We start from the raw sequence: 25,630 nt of genomic DNA on the forward strand, positions 1-25,630 counted from the left end.
CATCCGTATGGAGGAGGAAGAATGCGGTCGGTCATTCCCGACTATCTGGCCGAGGTACTCGAAGATGTGAGGTCGGACACCTCCGGAGAGCCGGCGGGGTACATTCCCGAGCTCGCGGCAGCGGAGCCCGAGCGCCTCGGCGCGGTCTTCGCCATGGTCGACGGCGCGGTCTACGGTGCCGGTGACATCGATGTCGAGTTCACGATCCAGTCGATCTCCAAGCCGTTCACGTATGCGCTGGCCCTGTCTGATCGTGGATTCGACCCCGTGCTCGCCAAAGTCGGTGTCGAGCCGTCGGGAGAGGCGTTCAACGAGATCTCCCTCGAAAGTGATACCGGGCGCCCGCTCAATCCCATGATCAACGCTGGCGCGATCACGACCCACTCGATGGCCGGCTCGGAGGACCTGAGTCCGGCAGAGCGTGTGGAGCGCGTGGTCGACGGCCTTTCGGCCTTCGCCGGTCGTCGGCTGAAGGTGGACGAGGTGGTGTGCGCGTCAGAGATGGAGAGCGCGCACCGCAACCTCGCCATCGCGTACATGCTCCGCAGCCACGACATCCTCACCGAGGACCCGAGAGCCGTCGTCGACGGCTACATCCGCCAGTGCTCCGTGCTCGTCACCGCCCGAGACCTGGCCATCATGGCCGCGACGCTGGCCAACCGGGGGGTGAACCCTCTCACCGGTGAGCAGGTGGTACGCGGGCCGGTGGTGCGCCAGGTGCTGAGCGTCATGGCCACCTGCGGAATGTACGACGCGGCCGGTGACTGGGCGACCCAGGTGGGCATTCCGGCGAAGAGCGGCGTGGCCGGGGGCCTGATCGGCGCGCTCCCCGGCCAGATCGGCATCGCCACGTTCTCACCGCGACTGGATCCCCACGGCAACAGCGTCCGAGGAGTGTCGCTGTTCGAACGATTCTCCTCCGACATGGGGCTGCACGTGATGGAGGTCCCGGCCGCCGCGCGTGCGGTGGTGCGATCCAACCAGGTCGTCGGCAGCGGACCGGACGCGATCCGGGTCTTCCAGCTGCAGGGCGGGATCCGCTTCGCCGGAGCCGAGAGGGTGGTTCGAGAGGTCCTGGACACCGCGCCCGCGGAGGCGAGGGTGGCCTTGGACCTCACGATGGTCCACTCGATCGACGACGTGTCACGGCGCATGCTGCTGGAGGTCGTGCGTCGGCTCACGCTGGACGGACGCGAGGTCTACCTCGTCGACCCGGAATCGATCATCCCCGACCCCGATCCCGGTGACGGCGGCCGAGTCACGGTGATAGGCGACGTCGAGGAAGCCGTGAGCCCACCGCGCACGGTGGTCCAGGGCGGCGGTCGTTCAGGGGAGGCATGACAGGAGCGGTGAGCCCGGTGGCCGTGCTGACCGCGACGGTGCTGCCGGCCGGTCGCCCGCACAACGAAGGCGATGGGGAAGCCGAACGCGGCCAGAGGTTTCACCGTGGTGACGGCGTTGGCGTCGACGCGGAGGACCCCGTTCGGGAGAAGGAGCGCGGCCGCTGTCGCGGTCGTTCTATGACGCCGCGCGTCGGAGGCCGCGCAGAACCCACGGCGGGCAGTTCGCGTCGGCTTCGGCCTCGGCGACGGTGAGCCAGACGAGTCCGGCCACTTCCTGCGGTGAGGCGGCGATGGGCCGAGCGTGCGCCGGCAGCTCAGCGCGGAAGACCACGTTGATCACCGGGTCGCCGTCGTCGGTCGTGAAGAACGCGCTCTCCACGTAGGTGAGCACGACGCCCGTCGCGTCGACGCCGATCTCCTCGGCCACCTCCCGGCGTGCGGTCTCCTCCAGGACGTCGGCTCCGGCGCCGTCGAGTTCGACCTTGCCGCCGACACCGGCCAGCGCACCGGGAGCGTGGGCCTCCCGCGTCCCGCGTCGGATGAGCAGCCAGCGGCCGTCGCGCTCCAGGAAGACCTCGACGTTCACGACGAACGCCGGTCGCCCTCTTCGCGTCGTGCAGGCCGACGTGTCAGGTGTGTGAACGCCCATGCTTGGTAACCCTACGTGGCAGGAACCTCAACGTGATCGTCCACGCGTCCGGCGCGGGGATTCCACAGGTCGAGTGCGGCCGCATGACGGTGGCGAGGGGACTTGAGTCTCAAGCCGCTTGAGACACCATAGTGGCGGCATGGACGACAACGAGCTGTATCCGATCGGGGACGTGGCACGCCGGACCGGTCTGAGTGTCAGCGCCATCCGCTACTACTCCGACGCCGGGGTCATCGCGCCCACAGATGTGACCGAGGCGGGCTACCGCCTGTACGACGTCCGGGCGATCGCCCGGCTGGAGCTCATCCGCACCCTGCGTGACCTGGACGCCGGCCTGGACGACATCCGCGGGCTGCTCGACGGCGAGACGTCGCTGCACGATCTCCTCGCGACGCACCTGGAGCTCGTCGAGCGTCAGGAGCGAGCCCTTCGGGCCAGGCGGGCCGTGCTGAGAACCCTGGTCAAGCAGGGCGGAACGGCCGCGCAGGTGACCTTGATGCACAAACTCGTCTCGATGCCCGACGAGGAGCGCGAGCGGCTCGTCGACGACTTCTGGAACGAGGTCGGCGAGGATCTCGACGTACCCCCCGGCTTCGTCGAGCGGTTGCGGACGATGCGACCGAGCCTGCCGGAGGACCCCACCGCCGCCCAGCTCGAAGCCTGGATCGAGCTGGCCGACCTGCTGCGGGGCGAGGAGTTCCGTGACGCGGTCCGCTCCTATCTCCGGGACACCTACGGCACGTTCCCCGGACGGCGCATGGCCGCCGCACCGGTGTGGGACTTCATCCACGAGGAGGGGGCGAAGGTCGGGGAGGAGATCGTGGAGGCGTATCGTTCCGGGCTGCCGGCGGACTCTCCCCGAGCGCGGGAGCTGGTCGTTCGCCTGGCGAACGCGTCCGCCGAGGCCGTCGGCGGGCAGACCGCGGCCGAGTCGCGGGAGCGAATGGCCACGGCCTTCCTCCTCGTCGAGGAGATCCGGCGCGAGGATTCCCACGAGGAGGCCCGCTACGACGCGACCCACGGCAGGTACCTGTCCCTGGTGGCCGTGATCAACGGGACGCCGCCCGCCGGTGATGAGGAGGGTCCCGAGCTCTTCGCGTGGATCGCGGCGGCTCTTCGTGCCTCGGCCCGGTGAGACGGCGAACCGGGCGCGCCGGAAAGAGGAGACGGGCGAGGCCGGCAGCCGACGCGGTCGTGCCGATCACGGCTGGAGAACGGCCGGCGTTCGGGCCCTCTTCGCAGGGGCAGGGCTCGGGCGCATGCGGGAGAGGTGACTGCCCCGCGCCGTCGTCCGGGATGCCTGACCGGGGAACCGGCCGCGTGGGCGGGACCCGTGGATTCAGGGGATGAGGGAGACCTCGGGGAAGCGAGTGTCGGGGCCCTCGAACAGGCGGGTCGGCTTGCCTCGCAGGTGCAGGTCGAAGAAGGCCCCGACGTAGGCGCGCTGGGCCGCCACCGAACGACCGGGGTCGATCGTGCCCACGTAGTCCGCGAGCGGCACCTTGGGGAGTGTGGTCGCGATCTGCGGCAGCAGCGGCTGCAGGTCGGTGAACGAGCCGTGGGCCGCGCCCTTGAAGCGCAGCTCCCGCTTCCATCCGGTCGAGGCCCGCCAGAACGACTTCCAGCTCGGCTCGCTGTCACGCGTGTGGGTCTCGGCCGCCAGTTGCAGGAACGGCTTGGCCGCACCCCGGGCGGCCACCGGGCCGACATAGGCGCCGTCGAGGTTGACGCCCGCGTCCACGCGGGCGTCCTCGCGAGTCAGTTGCGCGGCGACCGACCCGCCCAGCGACTGTCCCAGTACCCCGACCCGCGAGGCGTCGGGTGCGCCGAGCATCCCCGTGGGCAGCCTGCCGCCGATGGGGCGGCCGTGGGCCAGGGCGGTCACCCGGTCCAGAACGTAGCGCATGTCCGCCAGGCGTGCCGTCGCGTGTTCGGCCAGCAGCTTGGCGATGACCTTCGGCGTCAGCTTCGCGGGCAGCGGCAGGGCGCGTACCAGGCGTCGGCCGGGAAACTCCACCTGGTCGGCCTCGTAGGTGTGGTCGACGGTGACGACCAGGTAGCCGCGCGAGGCCAGGTCCTCGACCAGGGTGGTGCCCAGCGTGCGCGGCCCGCCGTCCCCCGAACCGAACAGCACCACCGGCAGCCTGCCCGCGCGCGGTTCGACCGGCGCGCCCACGCGGGCATGCGTGCGCGTGGCGGCCCAGGCGACGGCGCCCTTGGCGATGCCCAGGGGCGGTGCCGAGTGCCGATCCCAGTCGGCGGCGGCCAGTGGCGGCATGTGCGGCGCGAGCGGTCCGCCGCCCGTCGCCGGATACCACAGACTGATCATCAGTTCTCGGTACGGCTTGGCCGCCACCAGTGGGTCGGGCCGCGAGCGGTCGACCAGTCGCATGGCGACGGTCCCGACCGTATAGGGGCCGCCGGGCGCGGGCAGGCTCACCCCGATCGGTCTCCCGGCGTCGGCGCCGGCCGCGGGCGGGCAGGTCGCCAGCACCAGTACGGCCAGCCCCGCGACCTTGCCTGCGGTGCGTGCGGCTTTCGAGACGGCGGACGCCGGGCTGCTGGAGACGGCGGACGAGCCAGTGGCCTTGGCATCAACGGCCAAATCCATATTTTTCGTGACAATGGGCATGTGAAGGCTCCTCAACCGGAAAAGGGGTGTCCGACGAGGCTGGCAGTCCGGCACGCCCGCGGGCCAGCGGCGGAGGTCGTGCGCGCGCATGCGACTTTCGGATGACGGTCATCCCCGGGGAGGAGCGGGAGCGAACCCGCAGGAGACCTAGGGTGAAGTGCATGGAACCAGCCGGCCATCCGGCGGCCCGCCTCATCGCGCCGAGCCGATGGTCGACCATGCCCCTCGACGCGCTGCTCGCCGCCGCGCTGTTCCTGGCCACGCTCGGACCCGGCCAGGTGTTGTCCGGTCCTTCGTGGCTGCTCGCGTTGCAGACGGCGCTGGTGGCGCCATTGGCCTGGAGACGGCGCGCTCCGATGACGGTCCTGGGCGCGATCGGTCTCGCCGCCGCCGTCCAGTGGGCGTTGGACGTGCAGCTTCCCGCCGACGCCGCCCTCCTGGTGGCCCTCTACACGGTCGCCGCGCGTCGCCCGTGGCGTCACACCCTGTCGGCGGCGCTCGCGCTGCAGGTCGGGGTGCTGCTGGCCGCCGCCCGCTGGGCGCCGCCCGGCCGGTTCCCCTTCACGGCGGCCGCGCTGAGCGCGATGGCGGGCGCCGCCCTCATGAGCGGCCTGTGGGTGCGGGGGCGGGGGGCGTACGTGACCTTCCTGGAACGCGACCGCGAGCAGCGGGCACGGCTGGCCGTCGCCGAGGAGCGCGCGCGGATGACCCGCGACATGCACGACATCGTCACTCACAATCTGTCGGTCATGGTCGCGCTCGCCGACAGCGCCGCCCACGTCCGCCACAGCGCGCCGGACCGGGCCGCGGCGGCGATGGAACAGATCGCCGCGACGGGACGTCAGGCCCTGCGGGACATGCGTCACTCCCTGGGCTCCGGCCGAGGCCACGCCACCTGGGACGAGGACCGCCTCGAGGAGACACTTCAGCCCGCGCCCGGGATCGCCGAGATCGGCCCGCTGGCCGAGCGGATGCGCGCGGCCGGGCTCGCGACGTGTGTCCGGGTAACCGGTGACACCAAGGCGGTTCCCGCCGCCGCCCAGCTCACGATCTACCGGCTGGTTCAGGAGGCGCTGACGAACACGCTGCGGCACGCGCCCGGGGCTGGCGCCGATGTGCGGGTCGACGTGTCGCCGCGCCGAGCCGAGGTGGAGGTCACCGATGTTCGTGCCCCGGTCGTGCTCGGCGCTCCTGGGGCCCCGGGTGCCGGGGCCCGGGTGCCGGGGCCCCGCCCCGGGCTCCGGGACGACGGGCGCGGGATCGCGGGCATGCGGGAACGGGTGGCCGCCTACGGCGGGACCCTGGACGCCGGACCGGTGGCGGGCGGCGGATGGCGGGTGCTGGCCGTGCTGAACCTGGGAGCGCCACGATGATCCGGCTGCTGATCGCCGACGACGAGTCGCTGCTGCGGATGGCCTTCCGCATGGTCTTCGAGGCGGAGCCGGACATGGAGGTGGCCGGAGAAGCGGATGACGGCGAGCAGGCGGCCCGGTTGGCGCGGCACCTGCGTCCGGACGTGGTGCTGATGGACGTACGCATGCCCGGCCTGGACGGCATCGAGGCCACCCGCAGGATCGTGCGCGACAGCCCACGTTCGCGCGTGCTCATCCTGACCACTTTCGATCTGGACGAGTACGCCTTCGCCGGACTGAAGGCCGGAGCGTCCGGGTTCCTGCCGAAGAACACCCGGCCGCAGGAACTGCTGAGCGCGATCCGCAACGTCGCGGAGGGAGAGGCGGCGCTGTCGCCACGCGTCACCCGCCGCGTGCTGGAGAGGTTCGCGCCACAGATGACACAGGGGCCCGCCGAGCGGGACGAGCGGCTGACGCAGTTGACCGCGCGCGAGTACGAGGTGCTGGTGCAGGTGGCGCGCGGGCTGTCCAACGCCGAGGTCGCCGCGGCGTTGCATCTGGCCGAGGCGACGGTCAAGACGCATCTGAGCCGCGTGCTGGTCAAGCTCGGGCTGCGTGATCGCGCCCAGGTGGTGGTCTTCGCCTACGAGAGCGGCCTCATCCGCCCCGCCACCCCCGACCTTTGACCGATGTCGGGGACCGTTCGATCACCTTGTTCGGACGGGATTTCGTGCTTTTCACGCCTTGAGGCCGCTGCACGGGCTCCTGCCCGGCCGGTGGTCCCTGGCGAGTCGGTGCTCTGGCCGTCAGAGTGATCGGTCGACACGACGGAAGGCCGAGCGGTAGTCCCCCGGGCGTCGTCCGGTGTGCTTGGCGAAGAGGGCGGCGAACGTGCCGGGGTCCTTGTATCCGACCACGGCGGATATGCGGGCGACGGTTTGGTTCGTGGTCTCAAGGAGGTGGCGGGCGCGACGGACACGCGACGACTGCAGGTACTCCAGCGGGCTCCGGCCGGTCTCGTCCGCGAAGCGCCGCAGCAGCGTCCGAGTGCTGACCTTGAACGTGTCCGACAACGCGGTGAGGTCGTATCGGGCGGCGAGGTTCTGGTCGAGTCGTCGCATGACCCTGTGGGAGAACTCGTTTCCCGGCTGCGGAAGAAATCGTGCGTCGACATATGGAGTCTGGGACGATCGCGCGTCGTCGACGAGCGCCACCCGTGCGGTCGTCCGTGCCACGCCGGCACCGCTGTGACGGCGGATCAGCTCCAGCGCGAAGTCGTACATGGCGCTGAAGGCCGCCGTTGTCGTCACCCCCGTGTCGGTGACGACCAGATGCTCAGGTCGGACGTCGGCGTCCGGACAGCGTCGAGCCAGTTCGTCCGCGAGGAGCCAGGCGGTCGTGGCACGGCGTCGGTCGAGGAGCCCGGCCTCGGCGAGCAGGAACGCGCCGACACAGATCGAGACGACGGCGGTGCCGGCGGCGGCGTGTGAGCGGATCGCCGCGATCTCGGGAGCGAGGGGTGCGAGCTTCGCGTCCACGTCGAGGCCTGGCATGAGCTCGAACCCCGGCACGACAAGGACGTCCACCTCGCGCAGCGGTGAGACGTCCAACGCCGCGCCACCCGAGGCGGCGACACGACGACGAGGTGAGACGATCGACACCTCGTATCCGGAGCCGTCCGGTCCGGCGACGTGCGTGGCCATCGTCAAGAGATCGGGTACGCCGAACACCTCGGACGCGAAGCAGCCCGGATAGGCCAGGACACCAACCCGCAGCGCGCTCACGTTCGCCTCCTCACCATCGGCCTCTGGCGAGATTACCCGCATACATGGCGGCCTGGCCTCTCACCCTGTGCCGGGGCGTCGGTCCACGCTGTCCCCATGAGCACCGCCAGCGGAGGACTTGACGACATGATCACGGACTTCTCCCGACGACTCGTGGATGTGGAGGGGGTGGTGAAGACGGTGTACGCCGCGGGCTCCGGGCCGGCCGTCGTGTTGATGCCGGAGATGCCCGGCATCAGTCCTGACGTTCTTCGGCTGGCGCGGTGGGTGCGGGATGCGGGCTTCACCGTCTATGTCCCCTCGCTTTTCGGGATCGACGGTGCCTATCCCACGGCCGAGGGAGGTATGGAGGTCGTCCGCCGCGCATGTGTCAGTGCCGAGTTCCGCGCGTTCGCCGGGGGCGGTACCAGCCCGGTCACGGCATGGCTACGTGGGCTCGCGCGCCAAGCCCACGGCGAATGCGGCGGTCTGGGAGTCGGCGCGGTCGGACTGTGCTTCACCGGCAACTTCGCTCTCACGATGGCGCTTGAGCCGGCTGTCGTCGCGCCGGTGGTGAACCACCCGTCGCTGCCGCTGGACGACCCCGCCGGACTGGAGATCAGCGACGAGGACGCACGCGCGGTCCGAGACCGCATCGCGCGCGACGGACTGAAGATTCTCGCTTACCGCTTCGATGACGACCGCTGGTGCACCGGCCGGCGCTTCGCCGCCTACCGGGCGCTCCTCGGCGATGCCTTCGACGGCCGTGTCCTTCCGGGCGGTTCCGCGAACACCAGCCCGCCACCGTTCTTCGGCGACGTGATCGAGACCCCCCACAGCGTTGTCACCGCCCACCTCGTCGACGAGGAAGGACATCCCACGCTGAAGGCCAGGGACGAGATCATTGCCTTCCTGACCGACCGCTTGAGCCCGTCCGAACCTGCCGGGACGACATCCGACTGAGCGGCACAACGGTTCCGGCCGATCGCGGTGCGTGGTTCGGCGGGGAGGTCCTGGGGTGCTGTCAGATCAGGAGCAGGGTCTTCCCCAGGGCGGTGCGTGACTCGATCGCGGCGTGTGCGTCCGCGGCGCGTTCCAGGGGGAAGGTCTGCCCGATGACCGGCCGGATCCGGCCCGCCACCGCTTCCGACATCACCTGCCTCGTCCACTTCTCCATCCGGGGTCCGAAGCCGAAGAGCTGCTCGATCCCGATCACCTCGACCCCGCGCCGTCGCGCCCGCGCGGGGTCGATCGCCGTGACCTGGCCGCTGGAGGCGCCGTGGACGGAGAAGCGGCCGCCGTCCGCCGTCACCTCGAACGCGGCCCGGCCGATCTCCCCGCCGACCCCGTCGAACACCACATCGGGACCCGCGCCGCCGGTCGCCTCGCGTACCCGGTCCGTCCAGCCGGGATCGGAGTAGTCGATCGCGACCTCCGCGCCCAGATCGCGAGCCAGCTCCAGCTTCCGCGCGCCGCGCGCGACCGCGACGACCCCGGCGCCGGCCGTGCGGGCGAGTTGCACCAGCAGGCTGCCGACACCGCCACCCGCGGCCTCCACCAGCACCCACTCACCGGGGCGGATCCGGGCTCCCTCGACCAGGCCCAGCGCGGTGCCGCCGTCGGTGTACAGGGCGACGGCCTCGGACAGGCCCAGCTCTTCCGGCACCGGGATCAGGTCGCCCACCGCGGCCACCGCACGCTCGGCGAAGCCGCCGCTCTCCCCGGTGCCGGCGAGGACGCGCCGTCCCGACCAGGCCGGGTCCACGTCCTTTCCGAGCGAGGCCACCCGGCCGGCGACCGTACCGCCCGGCACGTACGGCAGCTCGGGCCTGGCGTGCCACCTGTCGACGCCGCGCCGGATCTGCGTCTCGACGAAGGTGATGCCCGCGACGGACACCTCGACCACCACCTGGCCGGGCCCGGCGACCGGCTCCGGCGCCTCGCCCGCGACCAGCACCTCGGGGTCTCCGAAACTCATGGCCCTCACCACTCGCATGTGGTCGCTCTCCCGTACTCCGCTGTCCGACACCGGCGCGGAGCAGTCTCCAACCTCAACTTCGATCGAGGTCAAGCGGCCGTGAGCGACGTCCTCCGGACACGCCGAGATGTCCGGGGGAGTCCTCTAGCAGGAGAGCGACGCTTGTACGGCGATGCCGGTCAGATCGGTGGAATCGGTGACCAGTTGCGCGACGACTGTGGCGGTGCGGCCGTCGGAGAGGGCCATCTCCACCACCGCCTCCCGGCCCTGCGCCACCAGGCTCACGGCGGCGTCCTCAAGGGCGAGCCGATCGCGTCGACAGAGGTCCGGGGGCATGGAGTCCGAAACGACCGTCGCGGCTCCGTCTTTCTTCGCCGAGTCGAGGAATCTTCTGAGCAGGGCCTGCTCGCGGCCGGCGCTCACATCGAGCAGGCTCTGCTCGACCTCATGGGCCGACCGCCGGACCAAGTCCGTCATCTGCGCGTTCGCCCGCTCGCTCAGAGAAGCGATGCACACGACCCCTTCCACGCGCCCGCTGAGGGGGTTGAGCACCGGGCTCCCCACGGCTGCGAATCTCTGGAACTCCTCCCAAAAGTGCTCGTTTCCCGAGACCTGGTAGGTTCGCCGTTCCAGCAGCGCGGAGCCGGTGGCGTTGGTGCCTATATCCGACTCGGCGTAGCTGAAGCCGGGAATGATGCCGAGGACGTCGACGGCTGTCCGTATCGATGTGTCGCCGAAGACGCGCTGGGTCAACACTCCGGACGCATCACTGAGGAACGCGCCTGACGGGGTGTCGGCGATGGCCGTCTGAAGCCGGTCGAGCACGGGCCGAGCCGCGCGTACCAGGATGCTGTCGAAATCCAGGTCGTCGAGCAGACGTGTTTCGAAGGCGCCAGGGGTCAGTCCGGCGGCGTGACAACGCCGCCACGAATTCAGGATCGGTTCGCGCACCGCCTTCTCCGCGGACTGTCTGCGCAAAGTCAACTCCATGATCTCGCCGTGCCGAGGAGTGCATCGTCGTCTTGGAGAATAATGTTGAGAACCTGTACTGACATCTGATGCTAAACACGACCTATGAGAACAAATACACCTATTGAGTAAATATTCATACTATATAAGTAAAGAATCGTCATTTACTGATCAGGTCCGCGAAGCGGTAATTCACCACGTGGCGGCTGGGAGTAGAGGGACGAAGCGTGCCCCGTGCGGGGCGGCGTCCTCCACATGGAGGGCGTCGTGATGGGCCCGGGCGATGCCGCGGGCGATGGTCGGACCGAGCCCGGTGCCGTCCTTGTCGCGGCTGCGTATTCTGTTAGGAGTTCTCGGCCCTGGTGAGCCAGGTGACCTGGGTGCCGTTGTCGAAGGACTCGCGCCGGGTGGGGGTGAACAGGGTGGGGCGGAACCGTCCGGAGAACATGGAGATGCCCGCGCCCGCCACCACGGGGTAGCCCTTGAGGATGATCTCGTCGATCTCCGGGAGCAGGGAGGCGGCGAGCCTGCCGCCGCCGCAGAGGTAGATGTCCATGCCGGTGTCCTCGGCCTTCAGCCGCCGGACGAGCTCGACCGGGTCGCCGGTCTCCACCCGCACCGTGGGGTCGTCGATCGTCAGGGTGCTGGAGACGACGTACTGGCGCAGGTGGGCGTACGGGCTGGTGGTGGGGACGTCCAGGGCCGGCTCGTAGGTGCCGCGGCCCATCACCACCGTGTCGAAGACCTTGTTGGGCGCGTCCTCAAGGCCGACAAGCCCGCGGACATGGGTGGGGAGCGTCTCGGGGTAGCGGTCGTTGATCCAGGCGGCCATCTGGTCCGACACGGGGTAGAAGTCGAACTCGGCGTCGGGGCCCGCGATGTAGCCGTCGAGCGAGACGGCGACGTAGTAGACGAGCTTTCGCATATTAATTAACTCCCAATGTAGTACTCTGCTTGTAGTGGTTGGAACGTAGTACTACAGATGGAGTGGTGTCAAGTGCGGAGGAATCCCGAGCGACGGCAGGCGTTGATCGACGCGGCCATCGAGGTGCTGGCCAAGGAGGGGGCGCGGGGGCTGACCTTCCGGGCCGTCGACGCGGAGGCGGCCGTGCCCCCGGGCACGGCCTCCAACTACTTCGCCAACCGCGACGACCTGTTCACCCAGGTCGGCGGGCGCATCTACGAGCGGTTGCTGCCCGACGAGGCCACGATGGCCCGCAGCCGGGAAGGTGTGCAGGACGCGACCCGCTACGCCGAGCTCATGCACGAACTGGTGGATCGGGTCTCCGCCTTCAACTCCGGCTACCTGGCCCTGCTCGAACTGCGGCTGGAGTCCACCCGGCGCCCTGAGCTGCGCGCGGTGCTGACCAAACGCATCCGCGAGGACATCGACGCCAACGTCGGCCACCACGCCGCCTCGGGCCTGCCCGGCGACTCGACCTCGGCGGTGCTCCTCTACCTCGCGCTGAACTGGCTCATCGTGGAACGGCTGACACTGCCCGACATCTTCACCGAGCAGGAGATCCACGAGCTGGTGGACGCCGCCGTGCAAAGATCGCTGAACGCCTGACCTGTGAGGCCTCCCGAGGGTTCCGGGAAACGAATCGCCCCTTACGGAGGAAGCGATCTTCGGACGCTCCTGATCCGACAGGTCATCCGCCCTCATGAACATCCGACAAGAGCATCGCCCGTGTGACACCTGACGGCAGCACCTCCTCTGGCCGGAGGTCGTCGCGACCGTCGGAGAGCACGAGCGTCGGCCGCCCGGGGGAGACGTACCCTCGGGCGACCGATCTTGGATCAGGGCGTCTCGCCCGGTTTGTCGACGATGCCGGAGTCCAGGACGGACATGGCCATGCTGTGATCGCCACGCACGCTCTTGACACCCAGGTAGCGGTAGGTCTGGGGATCGAGGATCGTGTACCCCTTGCCTGCTTCGCCGAGATCCAGGACGACCGCTAGCCCCGGGCGGCCTTCGGCGGTGGCGACGTTCTCCTCGATCTTGACGCTGGAGATCTTCGCCATCGCCCTGAACATCGTCGCGGTGGTGTCCGGCGGAATGATCGGTCCGAACTTCAGGTACCACTGGATCGCACCGTAGGCGCGGCGGTCCTGTTCGCTGCCCGGCGGGCATGCGGGCTCGCAGATCGACAGGGTCGTGAGTTCTCGGTTGAGTTCGCGGAAGTGCCGCAGCATCGCGTCCGGGTCGTCAGGCAGGGCCTCTATCTCGCTCAGGGTCTTCGCGGGGTTCGTCGGGCCCTTCTCCGCCTTGGTCACCTTCAGCTTGCCGTTGCTCCCCCGTAGAGCCGCCATGACGCCGTCCATCCGGCTCCAGTGCTCGTACACGGGGAGGGCGTCGACCGGCTGCGACTCCTTCATGTAGAACCACTGGTCCGGCCGGACCGTGGTCGCCTCCGTCTTCTCGGCCACCAACGCGGCGTTCTCCAGCGCCACGGCGGCGCTGATCGGCTGCGTGACGGGCGGCTTACCCGCTTCGGTGGTGCCCGCCAACTGGGCAGCCACCACCGCCAGGGCCGCCAGGCCGGAGACGCCGGCCAGCGCGCCCCACCAGCGCCGGCGAGCGACCCGCCTGGGCCGGGCATCGGGGGTATGGCGGATCTCGGCGAGGAGCCGGTTCCGTGCCGCGCTCAGGTCGGTCGGCAGCGGGACCTCGTCCCGTCGTCGGCTCAGCAAGGTCATCTCGTCCATGGCGGAACTCCTTGTCACAGTGTCGGATCGATGTCGCCGAGCTTGCGGCGTAGTTTCCGGCGAGCCCGGTTGACACGCGAGCGCACCGTCCCCAACGGCACGCCGAGCGATTGGGCGGCATGCTCGTAGCTGAGCTCGCCCCAGGTCACCAGAAGCAGTGCGTCCCGGTGTCCGGCTGGCAGGCCGGCGAGGGCCCGCAGGAGCCTGTCCCGCAGCCGGTAGGCCGCCACCCGTTCATCGACCTGGTCGGTGAACGGCTCGTCCGCCGGGTCAGCGCCCCTGTGGCTCAGCGCCTTGTACAGGGTGATCTCGCGACGGCGGTGTCGTCCGATGACGTTGGTCGCGATGCCGTACAGCCACGGCAGCGCGCTCTCGCGGGTGAGGTCGTAGGTGGCGCGCCGCTGAAACGCCGCGATGAAGGTCTCCGCCACGATGTCGTCGGCCACGTCCTCTCCCAGTCGCAGGAGGGCGTAACGCTTGACGACCGGCGCATGCCGTTCGAAGAGGATGGCGAAGTGCTCAGGGTCGTGCAGGGACTGAGAGATCACCGTGGCGTCGTCGATCACCGGTGTGGTTACCGCGTGCCCGCTCTGATGTCGCATGTACATGCCTTTCGGATCTCAGCTGACATCGGTAATTACCGCGGGCGCGGGCCTGGGTTCCCTGAATTTCTCCGCGACCACGCACCGCCGCCTCGGCGTCGACCGCGCGTCCCCGCTCGCTGCGGCTCTCCCGATCCTCAGGCGCCGGTCGACATTCGTTGACCGGAAGCGATGCGCCCGGTAGGGGGTTCGCGTCGAAGAGGCAGGGAGCGGATACGCGGCGCCGTCGTGCGTGAGCGCGTGGAATCATCGACGGGTGTTTCCAGCTTTGGGGTGAAAGGCGGGCCTCTTGTGACCGATCGGGGAACGTTGGACGCGCTTCGGCAGGCGGTGCGGGTGTCGCCGGACAATCTTCCGTTGCGGCGCCACCTGGCCGAACAGCTGCTGAGCGCGGGGTTGCTCATGGATGCCGAGGCCGAGTTCCGTGCCGCGCTCGCCCTGGTTCCCGGTGACGCCGAGTCGGCGACCGGGCTCGCCGAGGTGTTCCTCAGGCAGGGCAAGAGCGGCGCGGCCCTGGCGGCGGTCGAACGCGTCGCGGCCGGGCAGGGGCCGCCCCGGGCCGGGGTCGTCGTGGCCAGGGCGCTGGCCGCGGAGGGGGATGTGGCGGCCGCACGACTGCGCTACCGGGAGGCCGTGGCACGGGACGGCTCGCTCGCCGATCCCGTGTTCGAGGCCGAGCTCACGAACTCCCTGCCGAGGCCCATCCTCGACGAGGCGATGCCGAACGTGGCGTCGCCCCTGAACCCGGGCGCCGACAGGCTGCGTACGAGTTTCGCGGACGTGGCCGGGATGGAGCAGGTCAAGCAGTCCCTGCGGATGAAACTGCTGCTGCCGGTCCAGCAGCCGGAGATGTTCGCCGCCTACGGCAGGCGCGCCGGCGGCGGGGTGCTGCTGTACGGGCCGCCCGGCTGCGGTAAGACCCACCTGGCGCGGGCCGCCGCCGGAGAACTGGGCGCCGACTTCATCAGCGTCGGACTGTCGGACATCCTCGACATGTACGTCGGGTCCAGCGAACGCAACCTGCACGCGACGTTCGAAAGGGCCCGTCGCAACAGCCCGTGCGTGCTGTTCTTCGACGAGGTCGACGCGCTGGCGGCGCGCCGCTCGGACATGGGGCAGGCGCACAACCGGCAGATCGTCAACCAGTTCCTCGCGGAGATGGACGGTGTGGAGGGTGGTGCCAACGAGGGGGTTCTGATCCTCGCGGCGACGAACGCCCCCTGGTACGTGGACGCGGCGTTCCGCCGTCCCGGCCGGTTCGACCAGCTGGTGTTCGTGCCGCCGCCGGACGCGGCGGCGCGGGCGGCCGTTCTGTCACTGCTGTGCAGGAAGACGCCACTGGCCGAGGTGGACTTCCGGATGATCGCCGAGGCCACCGAGGGGTTCACCGGTGCCGACCTCAAGGGGGTGGTGGACCGGGCCGTGGAGGCCAAGCTCCAGGACGCGATACGCGTTGGCCGCCTCCTGCCGCTGTCAACCGCCGACCTGCTGGGCGCGGCCCGTTCGGTCCGCCCGACGGCGGTCGCCGAATGGATGGCCACGGCCCGAAACTACGTCACGTACTCCAACGAGAGCGGGGCCTGGGACGACCTGCTGCCCTGGATCGGCGGCAGGCGGCGATGACCTCCTCGGTCGACGCCCGGGTCCAGGCTCTGGCGGAGCGGGCGCGGATGCTGGTGATGCTGCGCCGCGGCCCCGACGCCGAGCGGGAGGCCCGTGCCGCGCTGGCCGAGGATCCGCAGAATCCGGCCGCGCACCTCATGCTCGCCCTCGCGCTTTTTCTCCAGAAAGACATGGACGAGGCGCTCGTGGAGGCGAACCGCGGGACCGGGCTGATCCCCGATCACTGGTTCGGGCACTGGGTGGCCGGGTTGATCCTGGGCAGAACCGGCCGGGAGCGCGAGGCGTTGGGTGCCTTCCAGAACGCGCTGGCGCGCGGCCCGGACGAGCCGTTGATCTACGAACTGCTGGCCCGCACCCACTTCAACCTTCGCGAGTTCCCGGCCGCCGCCGGAGCCGCGGGCCGTGGACTGCGGCTGGCACCGGAGGACGGCGGGCTCGCCCAGATCATGGGGCTCGCCCTGGCCGAGCTCGGCGACGCGGACGGCGCCCGCGAGCACGCCTCGCGGGCGATCCGGCTGGCCCCCGAGAACGCGGACGCGCACCGTGCGTACGGGCTGGTCATGATGACGACCGGCGACCACAGGGCCGCCGCCGACGCGTTCCGCGAGACACTCCGGCTCGCGCCCGAGTACGAGGAGGGCCGGAGCCTGCTCCTGGAGGCCCTCAAACAGCGCAATCCGCTGCGTCGTCTCGACGGCTGGCTCGCGTCTCTGCGTCTCCTCACCCGCCGGCGGATCCTGCTGTGGCTCGCGCTGTGCCTGTTCGTCCCCTGGTTCGTCTACATGGTGCTGCTCACGGTGGCGACCTGGGTGAACTGGGTGAGCCAGGCCGTGACCACGCTGGTTCTGCACCGGAACCTTCGCGACCGGCAGCTGTTCGACACCGCCGAGGTGTGGGCCGCCCGGATCTCCGCGGGCCTCTTCTGCTGCGGGATCGTGCTGCTGGTCTCGGCCGCCGTGGCGCGGTCGCCCGGCACCGTGATGGCGGGTGTCGCCGTGCTCGGACTGATCACGCCCGTCCAGGAGACGGCACGGCTCAGCGGGGTGCGCCGCCACGTTTTCGGAGGTGTCACCGGCGCGCTGGCCGCGACGCAGGCGGCCCTGATCCCGATGTCGTACGTCGGCCAGTCGTTGGTCCCGGTGCTGCTCGTCTTCTACACCTGCCTGGCGTCCACCTGGGCCGCCAACCTCCTGCATCCGCGCTGACCCGGCTGGACCGGGGCACTTCGGCGGGTGTGCGCGGTGCCGACCGGGGCGGGGGGCACGGCTCTCTCGGTAGGGGAGCCGAGTGTGGCGACGGTGTGGAGGTATAGGGCAGGTAGCGTGCAAACCGTCGTACGGGCGAGGCGTCGCCCTTACCGTCACGAGATATGCAGACAGTGGACGTACTGGTCGTGGGTGCGGGCCTGGCCGGTCTGAGCACCGCCCGCCTGCTCGCGCGCCGGGACCTGAACGTGATGGTGGTCGACCGTCGAGGATCGTTGTCGGCCGGCATCCGCACGACGGGGATCTTCGTGCGCCGTACCCTCGACGACTTCGACATCCCGGATCACCTGCTCGGGCCGGGGATCCGGGACGTGCTGCTGTATCCGCCGTCGCGACGGGCACCGATCAGGTTCATCAGTGACCGGGACGAGTATCGCGTGGCCGACATGGCGGCCGTCTACGAGCACGCGCGCGGCGCGGCGGAGTCGGCCGGGGCACGGGTCCTCCTGGGCGTACGGTACGTCCACGCGTCGAGGGGGTTCGTGCGGTTGGAGGGCGCGGAACCGGTGAGGGCGCGGTTCGTCGTCGGTGCGGACGGTGCCCGCTCCCGGGTGGCCCGTGACCTCGGCCTTGACGTCAACCGGCGCCTTCTCGTCGGCGCCGAGATCGTCCACCCGATCGCGTCGGGCACGACCACCCCGACGTTCCACTGCGTGCTGGACCCCCGGGTCGCTCCGGGGTATCTGGGGTGGGTGATCGACGACGGCCGGCACGCGCATGTCGGTGTCGCGGGCTATCCGGACGCGATGCGCGCCGGTATCCGCCACCTGCTGGACGCCTTCGTCGCGGACGCGCCCGGCCACGCGGCGCCGGTCGGGCCGATCGAGCGTCGAGGTGGTCCGATCCCGGTCGGCGGTGTACTGCGGCGGCTGGCATGTCCCGCCGGGCTGCTCGTCGGGGACGCGGCGGGTGCGGTGTCACCGCTCACGGCCGGTGGGCTGGACCCCTGCCTGCGCATGTCCGAGTTGGCCGCGGCGGTCACCGCCGGATACCTGCGTACCGGCGACCAACGCGTGCTGAGCCGGTACGACGGGGGCGCGTTGCGAAACCGGTTTCGGGGCCGGTTGTCGCTGCGCCGCGTCTTCGCCGGTATCCGGTCCCCCGCCGCAGCGGAGGCGGCGGTGACCGTGCTACGCGGTCGCGCCGGTCGCGCCCTGGCGGCGCGGATCCTGTTCGGCGACGGCTCGTTTCCCGACATCGACCAACGCCTCGCGGACCCGGTGGCCGACCACCCCCGCCGGTGACGGAGCGGACCCGGCCCCGCCCCGCCCCGTGACGAGAAGATCGGCCGGCGGCCGGGTCGGGCGTCAGGAGTGTCGAGGATCCAGCGGAGTCCGGTCAGCGCGCCGAAGGCGGGGAATTCCCGTGGCTGCTCTGCGGCTGACCGTGGCGAGTGGATCGACGAATGCGAGGTCGGCTGGTCACCGTTCGGCGGTGACCAGCCAGAGTTCTCCGCCCAGGTGGACGCCTTCGGGACCCGCGTGCGGTCGCAGCGCGTCCTCCAGAGCGGTTCTGGCGGCGTCGGGCGTCATGACCGCGTCGTCGGGGTCGTCGAGGATCGCACGGACCGGGCCGGTGCCGAGGAAGAAGTCGGCGGCGCTCGCGGCGTCCCGGCCGAAGAACAGCGGGACGTCGGCGGAGGTCGCGGTGACCGCCCGGAATCCGGCCGCGCCGAGTACGCTCTCGATCCTCTCCCGGTCGGCGAGCGAGAACATTCCGGGTTCGTACGCGTTCGGGGACGGCGTGGAAGGCCCGGCCGGAGGGGACGACGCGGGAGGCCCGGCCAGAGCGGAGATCGGAATGGTGTACCACTCGCATCGGGCCATGTGCCGCGGGCACACGAAGACGAGACGGCCGGTGGGTTTCAGGGCGCGGCCGATGTTGGCGAAGGCGGCCACCGGGTCGGCGAAGAACATGATTCCGAACCGGCTGACGGCCACGTCGAACTCACCGTCGCCCAGGGGGTGTACCTGGGCGTCCCCTTCCTCGAACCTGAGGTTGACGAGCTCGGCTCGGGCCTGGTCGGCCCGGGCCCGTTCCAGCATCGGCCGGGAGAGGTCGAGACCCACGGCGTACCCGCGGGACGCTTGACGGGCCGCCAGGATGGTCGTCTCGCCCGCCCCGCACCCGACGTCCAGGACCCGGTCCGTTTCCCCTATCGCCGCGGCCTCGAACAACAGCCGGTGCAGGGCGGTGTTGCGGCCCGTGATGCGGTCCGTGCTCGCGGCCCAGTGGGCTCCTTCGGGCCCGTTCCATGAATTCGCCTGCGCGGCGTTCGAGAGGGACATGAATCTCCTTTTCCGGTGGGTCGTTCGTTCGGGATGCTGTGGTCGACGGTCATCAGGCGCCCCCACGATTCCCAGGATCATCCAGGAGTGATATGCGCACCACTGCGGATCTCCTATGGGAGACATGCACGACCTGTATGGCAGGCCGATCGGAGAGGAGGATTCGCCCATGCTTGACCCCTGGACGTTGCAGGTGATGGTCGAGGTGGAGGAACGCGGTTCCTTCTCGGCGGCGGCCGAAGCCCTGTCGATGACGCAGCCGGCCGTGTCACGGCAGATCGGCGGTCTGGAGCGCAGGCTCGGTGTGCCGCTCTTCCGGCGCACCGCGCGCGGCGTCAAGGCGACGGCGGCCGGTGAGATAGTCGTCGATCAGGCGCGGGACGTGCTGGCGCGTCTACGGGCCCTGGAGATGCGGGTGGGCGCCTTCACCAGCGCCGAGACCGGGCATCTGCGCCTGTCGGCGTTCTCCAGCGCGAACACCTGGTTGATGCCGGAGGTCATCAGGCGTTTCAGCCGATCCCACCCCGGAGTGCGGCTGAGTCTGGTGCGGGAGGACGCCGCGGGGCCGATGGCCGCGATCAAAGAGGCTCGCGTCGACCTCGCCCTGGTCACCGCCTGGAGCCTGTACGCGGATCCGTCGGCGGCCAAGCACGACCCGTCGGCCGAACTCCTTGAGCCCGCCGACTTCACCGGGGTCGATCTGCTCCCGTTGCTGGACGAGGAGTTCCAGGTCGCCCTGCCCGCCGACCATCGGCTGGCAGGGCTTCGCCGGGTGTCGCTGTCCGACCTGTGCGACGAGGTGTGGATCGAAGGCGGTTACCCCGACTGCCTCGGCCCGATTCCCCAGCTCGCCGAAGCCCTGGGCAGATCCCCTCGGATCGGGTTCTTCTGCGAGGACTGGAACGGCAGGCAGGCCCTGGTCGCGGGCGGATCCGGCATCATGCTCGTGCCCACGCTGGTGCGGGGCGCCGTACACCCGGGGGTGGTGAGGAGGCCGACCGCGCCTTCGCTCCCTTCCCGCCGGTTGTACGCGGCCTCCCTGGCGCCGCCTTTCCGCCTCCCCGCCGTGACCGCACTGCTGGACGTGATCGCCCACGTGAGCCGTGAGCAGATCCCGGCCTGATCGACCGGGCTCTCTCGACGTCGCGGTCGGTCGCGGTACGCGGCGACCTCGCTCCGGGGGGTGCGGGCGAGCCGTCGACGGCGGCACGGTCCTCGACGGCCTCAGGTCTCGCTGTGGAGGATCGATCCGGGCGTCGCGGGGTCAGTCGATCGTGATGACGAGCTTTCCCGGCGCGTTGCCCGTCGCCAGGTCGCTCACCGCGGTGGAGGTCTCCGCCAGGGGGTACGTACGCCCGACGGCCGGTCGCACGGTCCCGGCCTCGATGAGGTCGCGCAGCGTGTCCAGGTCGGCGGTGCGGGTCAGCGCGATCAGCGCGTCCAGGCGTTGGCGCGTGAACGGTGTGATCAGCCGGACGGTCAGCATCCGGCCGAGCCCGCCGAACCACCGGCCGCCGCCCTCGCCGCCGACGACGACGAGCCGGCCGCGCTCGGTGAGCAGCCCGCGCAGCAGGGGCAGCGGCCGGATGCCCGCGATGTCGACGACCAGGTCGTACGTTCCGGTGAGCGGCTCGCGCGTGTAGTCGATGACGGCCCGGGCGCCCAGCGACCGGACGAGATCGGCCTTGGCCGTGCTGCACACGGCGGTGACGTGGGCGCCGACGGCGGTCGCGAGTTGCGTCGCGAAGCTGCCCACTCCGCCGCCCGCGCCGATTACCAGCACCTTCTCGCCGACGGTGACCTGGCCGAGGGCCCGTAACGCGGTCACCCCCGAGGTGGGTACGGCCGCCGCCTCGGTGAAGCTCAGGTTAGCGGGTTTGCGGGCGAGCTTGGCCGGGCGGGCGAGCGCGAACTGCGCGTACGCGCCGGTCGCCTCGCCGTACACCTCGTCGCCGGGGCGAAACGCGGTCACGTTCGCGCCGACGGACTCCACGACGCCGGCCACGTCCATGCCCGGCACCCGGTTGCGGGGCCGGCGCAGGCCGAAGCCGGGGCGGGCGACGAGCGGCAACCCGGTCATGATGTGCCACACGCCGTAGTCGACGCCGGCCGCGTGCACCCGGATCAGCACGTCGTCGGCGCCGGGCGTCGGGGTCGGGACCTCGCCGAGACTCAGCGTGTGCGGCGGGCCGTACTCGTCCTGGACGATCGCCCTCATAGGGGGTCTCCTTCGGTGGTGGGGAACCGGAAGACGTCATCGAGTCCGACCCGGATCGGCCGGGCGATGGGGATGTAAAACAAAGCTGACATCAGCCAATGTAAAACGCCGCAGACATCATGTCAAAGTTTATTTACATGCGCGGCCATCGACGCCGTGACGTGCGCTGTTCGGCGCGTGGGTTCGACACCCGCTCATGCCGATGAGAGCGAGCGGTCGTCGCCGGCACACTGGCATGCTGTCGGTATGATCGGACGCCTCGAAAAGACCGTGATCGACTGCCCCGATCCGCGCGCTCTCGCGGAGTTCTACTGCCGGGTGCTGGGGATGAGGATCAACGAGGACATCGGCGGCTGGGTGGTCATCGGCGCGGAACCGGGCCTTCGGCAGGTGGCCTTCCAGCGGGCCGTCCCGTGGATTCCACCACGCTGGCCCGACCCCGCGCATCCCCAGCAGATGCACCTCGACATCCGGGTGACCGACCCCGATCAGGCCGAGCGGGAATTGCTCGCCCTGGGCGCCACCCGTGTCCCGAGTGAACACGAGTCGGGCTTTCGAGCCTTTACCGATCCCGTCGGTCACCCGTTCTGCATCGTCTTCGGTCGCCACAGCTCAAGCTGAGCCGCTCACCGCTGGGGCGCGCGCCGCGAGGGCGCATTCTCCTCCGTGTCAGGCGACGCGGGACGCCGGTGCGGTCCAGGTGTTGCACGCGGCCGGGGAGGCGCCTGCGAAGCCCCGCTGCAGCCAGGCGGCCCGGTTCTTGCCCGTGCCGTGACTGCGTTCCTTGTTGACCTCCTCGTCGCCGCTGATCCGGTAGTGGTCCACGACCTCCTTCCAGTCCTCGTCCCGGTAGTTCTGCGATGACCAGACACCGGCCATGAACGCCGCTCCCAGGCAGTCGGCCTGCAGCTCCAGGCGGCGGCTCTGCGTCAGCGCCTGCGCCTTGGTGCGGGCCGGCAGGTGGGCGTGGGCGTTCAATATGCCGGTGAGGTTCTGTACGTGGTGGGCGTACTCGTGTGCCATCAGATGCAGCATCACCGGGTCGGCAGGTGCTTTGACGGCATAGTCGCTGATCATGATGACCAGCCGCTGTCGGCTGGTGCAGTAGCGGCCGGTGTGGTACCTGCCCCATGCCGATCCGCATGCGCGGCCGGGCTTGGTCATGAACTGAATCGTCGGTTTCTTGAACGGCATGCCTGTCTTCTTCAACTGCTTGGACCATGAGGCGTTCAAGCAGCCCAGTATCGCCGTCAGGTGTTTTTTCGCGGCGGCGACACTGCCGGAGTCTTCGGGGTGCCGCGCACAGGGCAGCGTCAGTTTGCCGCTGCGATACAGCGGATTATGGGTCAATGCCTTGGTGCCGGTGGGAACCGGTGCGCCGATACCGGCGTCGGCGTGGGCGGTGCCGGTAAGCAACAGGCCGACCAGAACCCCGGCCGACAGGGCGATATGGGGGGTACGCATGAAGCGGAACTGTACAGCGCGAAGATCACGCCGACGCATCTGGACTTCCGCTGCCTGGCCGAGGGGGGCGAGACGACATTCTCGACCTGACGGTCGCGTCGGCCGAAGAATACGGCCTGGCCGTACGGGGCTGGCCGCGACCCGCGCGACAGAGAATGCGCGGACAAGGCGTGCCCGTCATCGACAACCCTTTCCTGGACGGCTTCTCTCTTTCCACCGACGACAAAACGGCCCACTACTCCCGCCTGTTGCGCAATATCCGGAAGGCGATCGGAAAAGCATCGAAATTCGCGATGCCTTGATCAACTTCCTGGTGACTCGCTATGGTTGGGCGCTTTGACCGCTCCGTCCCCAAGAGATGGCCATGCGTCGCTACCGTTTCGGCAGAATCGCCGCCCTGATCGCGCTGGGTTACCTCGTCTCGGTCGCCGTACTGGGCGCCTTCGCGCTCACCACCGACCGCGGTGATCTCCTTTGGGGAGTCGTCACCCGAGAGTCCGACATGGGCTGGTTCTTCGGCCCCGACAGAGACACGTTCACCGTCTCGTGGGGGCTGGCGCTCGTCCTGATCCTCATCGGGGCGCTCCAGGCGTGGGCTCTGTGGCAGGTGCTGCGCGGGCGCGCCCGCGGCGAGCTGACACACCGGGGCAGGAAGGTCGGCCTGCTGCGACTCGCCCTGTACCTCGGCGTCGGCTGTGGCCTGCTCGGCATCGTCAGTACCCCGCTGGTCTTCGCACTGGAGATTTACTGGCTCTGGTCGGTGACGGGGATCGTCTCCGGTTTCGTGCAGTTGGCCGTCGTCTGGCTGTTCTTCCTGGTGCTCCGTGACATCGTCTCCCGCAGGCTTCGGCTGTTCTCACTCGTCGTCGGGAGCATCGCCTGCGTGAGCGGCATCGGCCAGGAGATCGCGGGCGTCTTCGATATGAGCTTCGTCGCGCAGATCCTCGCCCTTGCCAGAGGGTACGGATACGTCTGGCTGGCATGGTTCGTGTCGATTCTGATCGCCCAGGCCAGGGATCCTCGGTGGAGCGCGGCGACCGTCCGGATAGGCGTCATCGCGCAGATGGCGTTCATCCTCCAGCCCAACGGGGTCGTCTCCTTCGGCGACAACGGGTCCCTCGACATCCTCACGGTCTATACGCTCCTCGGCGCCGCCGGCGTCTTCGGGCTGGTGTGGAACGCCAGGACCGCTCATGAGTTGGCGAACCCTCTTCCGGGGTCGGTTCCCCGGCAGGCGCCTGCGCGGTCGGCGGCCAGGTGGTGGCCGCTGGCCGCCGCGGCGGTCGCGCTCCCGCTGATCCCCGCCGCCGTCAACCTCGCGTACGGCATGTACCACTGGATCGGCCCCAGGGGCGCGATCGAGGAGTTCGTCCGCAGGTACGGAGGCAACGGGCATGCTCTGACATGGCTCGCCCTGGACGTCTTCGTCGGTGTCGGCGGTCCCGCACTGCTGATCCTGGTCGCCGTCCTGCGCAGGACCCGCCCTCTCGTGCGATTCACGACGCGGGCGTTGACCGTCGCCGCGGCCGTGGGCCTCGTCAGCGCGCTCACGGCGACGCCGAGGTCAGGGGAGTCCGGCGACTTCTTCTACGAAGGCGCACAGATCTACCCGGAGGAGATGTTCACCCCGGGGAAGGACGGTGAGATCTTCTTCGGCATCTCACCGCTGTGGTACAGCGTGGCCTTGCTCGGCTCCGCCCTGCTCCTGGTGCTTCTGTACCCGGCCGCGCCCGCCCCGCGCGTACGCCGTCGCGTGCTGCCGGCCGTGCTCGCCACACTGGTCGTGCTCGGTTTCGTGCCCGCCGCGGACCAGGCCCGTGGCCTGGTCACCGCGGCCGAGGACTGCGGGCCACGCGAGACGTGGACGGGCGAGCCCGAGGAACCCGACCTCACCCGGGATCAGCGATTCGTGTGCTCCTTCCGGCAGGGAAATTTGGTGAAGTTCGCCGCCACCGCGCCCGACGCCGTGATCCTCGGCTACGCCCACTGGCTGTGCGGTATCTACACCCGCAACGATCCCCAGGAGGTCGCCCGCCTTCAGACGACGGAGGGGTTGGAGCGCGATGACCTGACCTACCCGCTCGCGGAGATCTGCCCCAGCGCGGGCACCGTGGCCAAGGCCGCGGCCGCCGAACAGAGGCGGGAGGAGCAGGAGTGGGAGGACGACGCGCAGCGCATGTGCGACGCGACTCCTCGCCACCGCCCGCTCATCGAACCGGCCAAGGTGGTTCGCATGAAGGAACCCCAGTGGACGGACTACGGGGTCGTGGAGACGTACGAGCCGACCGAGGACGGCGGGGACCCGCACGACGACGGCCTGCTGGAAGGGGCTCAGGGCACCGGCCTGGTGGCCTCGACCCCCGGTCACCTGATGATCTTCACGCACCCCGACTTCGACCTCTGCGTCACGCTGGAGACCTACACCCACCGCCCACCGGTGGAGACGAAGGGCTGGGACCACGTCGTCGAGGTCGGTTACGAAAGCCCCACCGGAGAGATCGTGCTCAGGGACGATATGAGCGGCACCGAGTTTCCCGACCTGTCGCTCAACGGCCGTGCGGGGCACTACCGGATCCGCGTGCACTACGACTGGTTCGATTGGAAGGGTGTGCACGAGAACGGCCAGCGTCTGCTGATCATGGCGTTCTCCGGCGAGGGGGACAAGCGGGTCACGTACCGGAAGCGTCCCATCCGGTGAGCACGCTTCCAGTCGCGCGGCATCCAAGGCTGTGGCGTTCTTGTCACCGTCGGCGTCCAGGGCCTTCGCCCGCCGGT

General features: G+C 69.9%; 24 protein-coding genes. 13 read left to right on the plus strand and 11 right to left on the minus strand.

The window, feature by feature from the left end; translation table 11 throughout:
• The first annotated feature begins 21 nt into the window (after window positions 1-21).
• Entirely contained in the window at window positions 22-1,341 is a 1,320-nt protein-coding gene (locus tag AB0B96_RS28935) for a glutaminase (protein ID WP_362903622.1), read from the plus strand.
• Between the two features lie 177 nt (window positions 1,342-1,518).
• Here the strand turns inward: AB0B96_RS28935 and AB0B96_RS28940 are convergent, their stop codons facing one another.
• Window positions 1,519-1,992, minus strand: a complete 474-nt coding sequence (locus tag AB0B96_RS28940; protein WP_362903624.1) for an NUDIX domain-containing protein — start codon at window positions 1,990-1,992, stop codon at window positions 1,519-1,521.
• Window positions 1,993-2,131: 139 nt separating this feature from the next.
• On the opposite strand from AB0B96_RS28940, the gene AB0B96_RS28945 reads away from it, so the two are divergent.
• Entirely contained in the window at window positions 2,132-3,127 is a 996-nt protein-coding gene (locus tag AB0B96_RS28945; protein WP_362903626.1) for a MerR family transcriptional regulator, read from the plus strand.
• Window positions 3,128-3,331: 204 nt separating this feature from the next.
• Here AB0B96_RS28945 and AB0B96_RS28950 read toward each other — a convergent pair whose 3' ends face one another.
• Window positions 3,332-4,624: a lipase gene (locus AB0B96_RS28950; RefSeq protein ID WP_362903628.1), complete on the minus strand. Its 1,293-nt coding sequence runs from the start codon at window positions 4,622-4,624 to the stop codon at window positions 3,332-3,334.
• A 161-nt stretch (window positions 4,625-4,785) separates the two neighbouring features.
• On the opposite strand from AB0B96_RS28950, the gene AB0B96_RS28955 reads away from it, so the two are divergent.
• Together AB0B96_RS28955 and AB0B96_RS28960 are read left to right on the plus strand one after the other, a co-directional pair.
• Window positions 4,786-5,997, plus strand: coding sequence for a histidine kinase (locus tag AB0B96_RS28955; protein WP_362903630.1), 1,212 nt, complete (start codon window positions 4,786-4,788; stop codon window positions 5,995-5,997).
• Window positions 5,994-6,662: a response regulator transcription factor gene (locus AB0B96_RS28960; RefSeq protein ID WP_362903632.1), complete on the plus strand. Its 669-nt coding sequence runs from the start codon at window positions 5,994-5,996 to the stop codon at window positions 6,660-6,662. Before AB0B96_RS28955 ends, AB0B96_RS28960 begins: the two co-directional genes overlap by 4 nt.
• Before the next feature lie 120 nt (window positions 6,663-6,782).
• Here the strand turns inward: AB0B96_RS28960 and AB0B96_RS28965 are convergent, their stop codons facing one another.
• Window positions 6,783-7,760: a helix-turn-helix domain-containing protein gene (locus tag AB0B96_RS28965; protein ID WP_362903634.1), complete on the minus strand. Its 978-nt coding sequence runs from the start codon at window positions 7,758-7,760 to the stop codon at window positions 6,783-6,785.
• 171 nt (window positions 7,761-7,931) lie between these two features.
• Here AB0B96_RS28965 and AB0B96_RS28970 point away from each other — a divergent pair, with 171 nt between their 5' ends.
• Window positions 7,932-8,702, plus strand: a complete 771-nt coding sequence (locus tag AB0B96_RS28970) for a dienelactone hydrolase family protein (protein ID WP_362903636.1) — start codon at window positions 7,932-7,934, stop codon at window positions 8,700-8,702.
• A gap of 61 nt (window positions 8,703-8,763) precedes the next feature.
• Here AB0B96_RS28970 and AB0B96_RS28975 read toward each other — a convergent pair whose 3' ends face one another.
• The 3 genes from AB0B96_RS28975 to AB0B96_RS28985 form a co-directional block, all read right to left on the minus strand.
• A complete protein-coding gene (locus AB0B96_RS28975; protein ID WP_362903638.1) occupies window positions 8,764-9,717 on the minus strand; it encodes a zinc-binding dehydrogenase in 954 nt (317 codons plus the stop codon).
• Between the two features lie 144 nt (window positions 9,718-9,861).
• Window positions 9,862-10,542 (minus strand): GAF domain-containing protein, encoded by a 681-nt coding sequence (locus AB0B96_RS28980; protein ID WP_362903640.1) that lies wholly within the window; start codon window positions 10,540-10,542, stop codon window positions 9,862-9,864.
• 487 nt (window positions 10,543-11,029) lie between these two features.
• Window positions 11,030-11,611 (minus strand): dihydrofolate reductase family protein, encoded by a 582-nt coding sequence (locus AB0B96_RS28985; RefSeq protein WP_362903642.1) that lies wholly within the window; start codon window positions 11,609-11,611, stop codon window positions 11,030-11,032.
• A gap of 72 nt (window positions 11,612-11,683) precedes the next feature.
• Here AB0B96_RS28985 and AB0B96_RS28990 point away from each other — a divergent pair, with 72 nt between their 5' ends.
• Window positions 11,684-12,256, plus strand: a complete 573-nt coding sequence (locus AB0B96_RS28990; protein WP_362903644.1) for a TetR family transcriptional regulator — start codon at window positions 11,684-11,686, stop codon at window positions 12,254-12,256.
• Between the two features lie 230 nt (window positions 12,257-12,486).
• Here AB0B96_RS28990 and AB0B96_RS28995 read toward each other — a convergent pair whose 3' ends face one another.
• Together AB0B96_RS28995 and AB0B96_RS29000 are read right to left on the minus strand one after the other, a co-directional pair.
• Window positions 12,487-13,395 (minus strand): CU044_5270 family protein, encoded by a 909-nt coding sequence (locus AB0B96_RS28995; RefSeq protein ID WP_362903646.1) that lies wholly within the window; start codon window positions 13,393-13,395, stop codon window positions 12,487-12,489.
• Between the two features lie 14 nt (window positions 13,396-13,409).
• Window positions 13,410-13,997 carry an RNA polymerase sigma factor gene (locus tag AB0B96_RS29000; protein ID WP_362903648.1) on the minus strand — a complete coding sequence of 196 codons (588 nt, stop codon included), beginning with the start codon at window positions 13,995-13,997 and terminating at the stop codon, window positions 13,410-13,412.
• A 291-nt stretch (window positions 13,998-14,288) separates the two neighbouring features.
• Between AB0B96_RS29000 and AB0B96_RS29005 the strand changes: the two genes are divergently transcribed.
• The 3 genes from AB0B96_RS29005 (at window position 14,289) to AB0B96_RS29015 (ending at window position 18,129) form a co-directional block, all read left to right on the plus strand.
• Window positions 14,289-15,620, plus strand: coding sequence for an AAA family ATPase (locus AB0B96_RS29005; protein ID WP_362903651.1), 1,332 nt, complete (start codon window positions 14,289-14,291; stop codon window positions 15,618-15,620).
• The gene (locus tag AB0B96_RS29010; protein ID WP_362903653.1) at window positions 15,617-16,825 is read left to right on the plus strand and encodes a tetratricopeptide repeat protein; all 1,209 of its coding nucleotides are present in this window, start codon (window positions 15,617-15,619) and stop codon (window positions 16,823-16,825) included. The genes AB0B96_RS29005 and AB0B96_RS29010 overlap by 4 nt, the downstream gene beginning before the upstream one ends.
• Before the next feature lie 164 nt (window positions 16,826-16,989).
• A complete protein-coding gene (locus tag AB0B96_RS29015) occupies window positions 16,990-18,129 on the plus strand; it encodes an NAD(P)/FAD-dependent oxidoreductase (protein WP_362903655.1) in 1,140 nt (379 codons plus the stop codon).
• 177 nt (window positions 18,130-18,306) lie between these two features.
• On the opposite strand, the gene AB0B96_RS29020 is transcribed toward AB0B96_RS29015, so the two are convergent.
• Window positions 18,307-19,173, minus strand: a complete 867-nt coding sequence (locus AB0B96_RS29020; RefSeq protein ID WP_362903657.1) for a class I SAM-dependent methyltransferase — start codon at window positions 19,171-19,173, stop codon at window positions 18,307-18,309.
• Window positions 19,174-19,342: 169 nt separating this feature from the next.
• Here AB0B96_RS29020 and AB0B96_RS29025 point away from each other — a divergent pair, with 169 nt between their 5' ends.
• The gene (locus tag AB0B96_RS29025) at window positions 19,343-20,296 is read left to right on the plus strand and encodes a LysR family transcriptional regulator (RefSeq protein WP_362903659.1); all 954 of its coding nucleotides are present in this window, start codon (window positions 19,343-19,345) and stop codon (window positions 20,294-20,296) included.
• A gap of 141 nt (window positions 20,297-20,437) precedes the next feature.
• On the opposite strand, the gene AB0B96_RS29030 is transcribed toward AB0B96_RS29025, so the two are convergent.
• Window positions 20,438-21,391, minus strand: coding sequence for an NAD(P)-dependent alcohol dehydrogenase (locus tag AB0B96_RS29030; RefSeq protein WP_362903661.1), 954 nt, complete (start codon window positions 21,389-21,391; stop codon window positions 20,438-20,440).
• A gap of 246 nt (window positions 21,392-21,637) precedes the next feature.
• On the opposite strand from AB0B96_RS29030, the gene AB0B96_RS29035 reads away from it, so the two are divergent.
• Window positions 21,638-22,012, plus strand: coding sequence for a VOC family protein (locus tag AB0B96_RS29035; RefSeq protein ID WP_362903663.1), 375 nt, complete (start codon window positions 21,638-21,640; stop codon window positions 22,010-22,012).
• A gap of 48 nt (window positions 22,013-22,060) precedes the next feature.
• Here the strand turns inward: AB0B96_RS29035 and AB0B96_RS29040 are convergent, their stop codons facing one another.
• A complete protein-coding gene (locus AB0B96_RS29040) occupies window positions 22,061-22,855 on the minus strand; it encodes a neutral zinc metallopeptidase (RefSeq protein WP_362903665.1) in 795 nt (264 codons plus the stop codon).
• Window positions 22,856-23,025: 170 nt separating this feature from the next.
• Between AB0B96_RS29040 and AB0B96_RS29045 the strand changes: the two genes are divergently transcribed.
• Together AB0B96_RS29045 and AB0B96_RS29050 are read left to right on the plus strand one after the other, a co-directional pair.
• Complete coding sequence (locus AB0B96_RS29045) at window positions 23,026-23,157, plus strand: hypothetical protein (RefSeq protein WP_362903667.1); 132 nt, start codon at window positions 23,026-23,028, stop codon at window positions 23,155-23,157.
• Window positions 23,158-23,219: 62 nt separating this feature from the next.
• Entirely contained in the window at window positions 23,220-25,553 is a 2,334-nt protein-coding gene (locus AB0B96_RS29050) for a hypothetical protein (protein ID WP_362903669.1), read from the plus strand.
• The last annotated feature ends 77 nt before the right edge of the window (window positions 25,554-25,630 follow it).

The sequence above is a fragment of the Streptosporangium sp. NPDC049046 genome (assembly GCF_040649155.1).
Lineage (GTDB): Bacteria > Actinomycetota > Actinomycetes > Streptosporangiales > Streptosporangiaceae > Streptosporangium.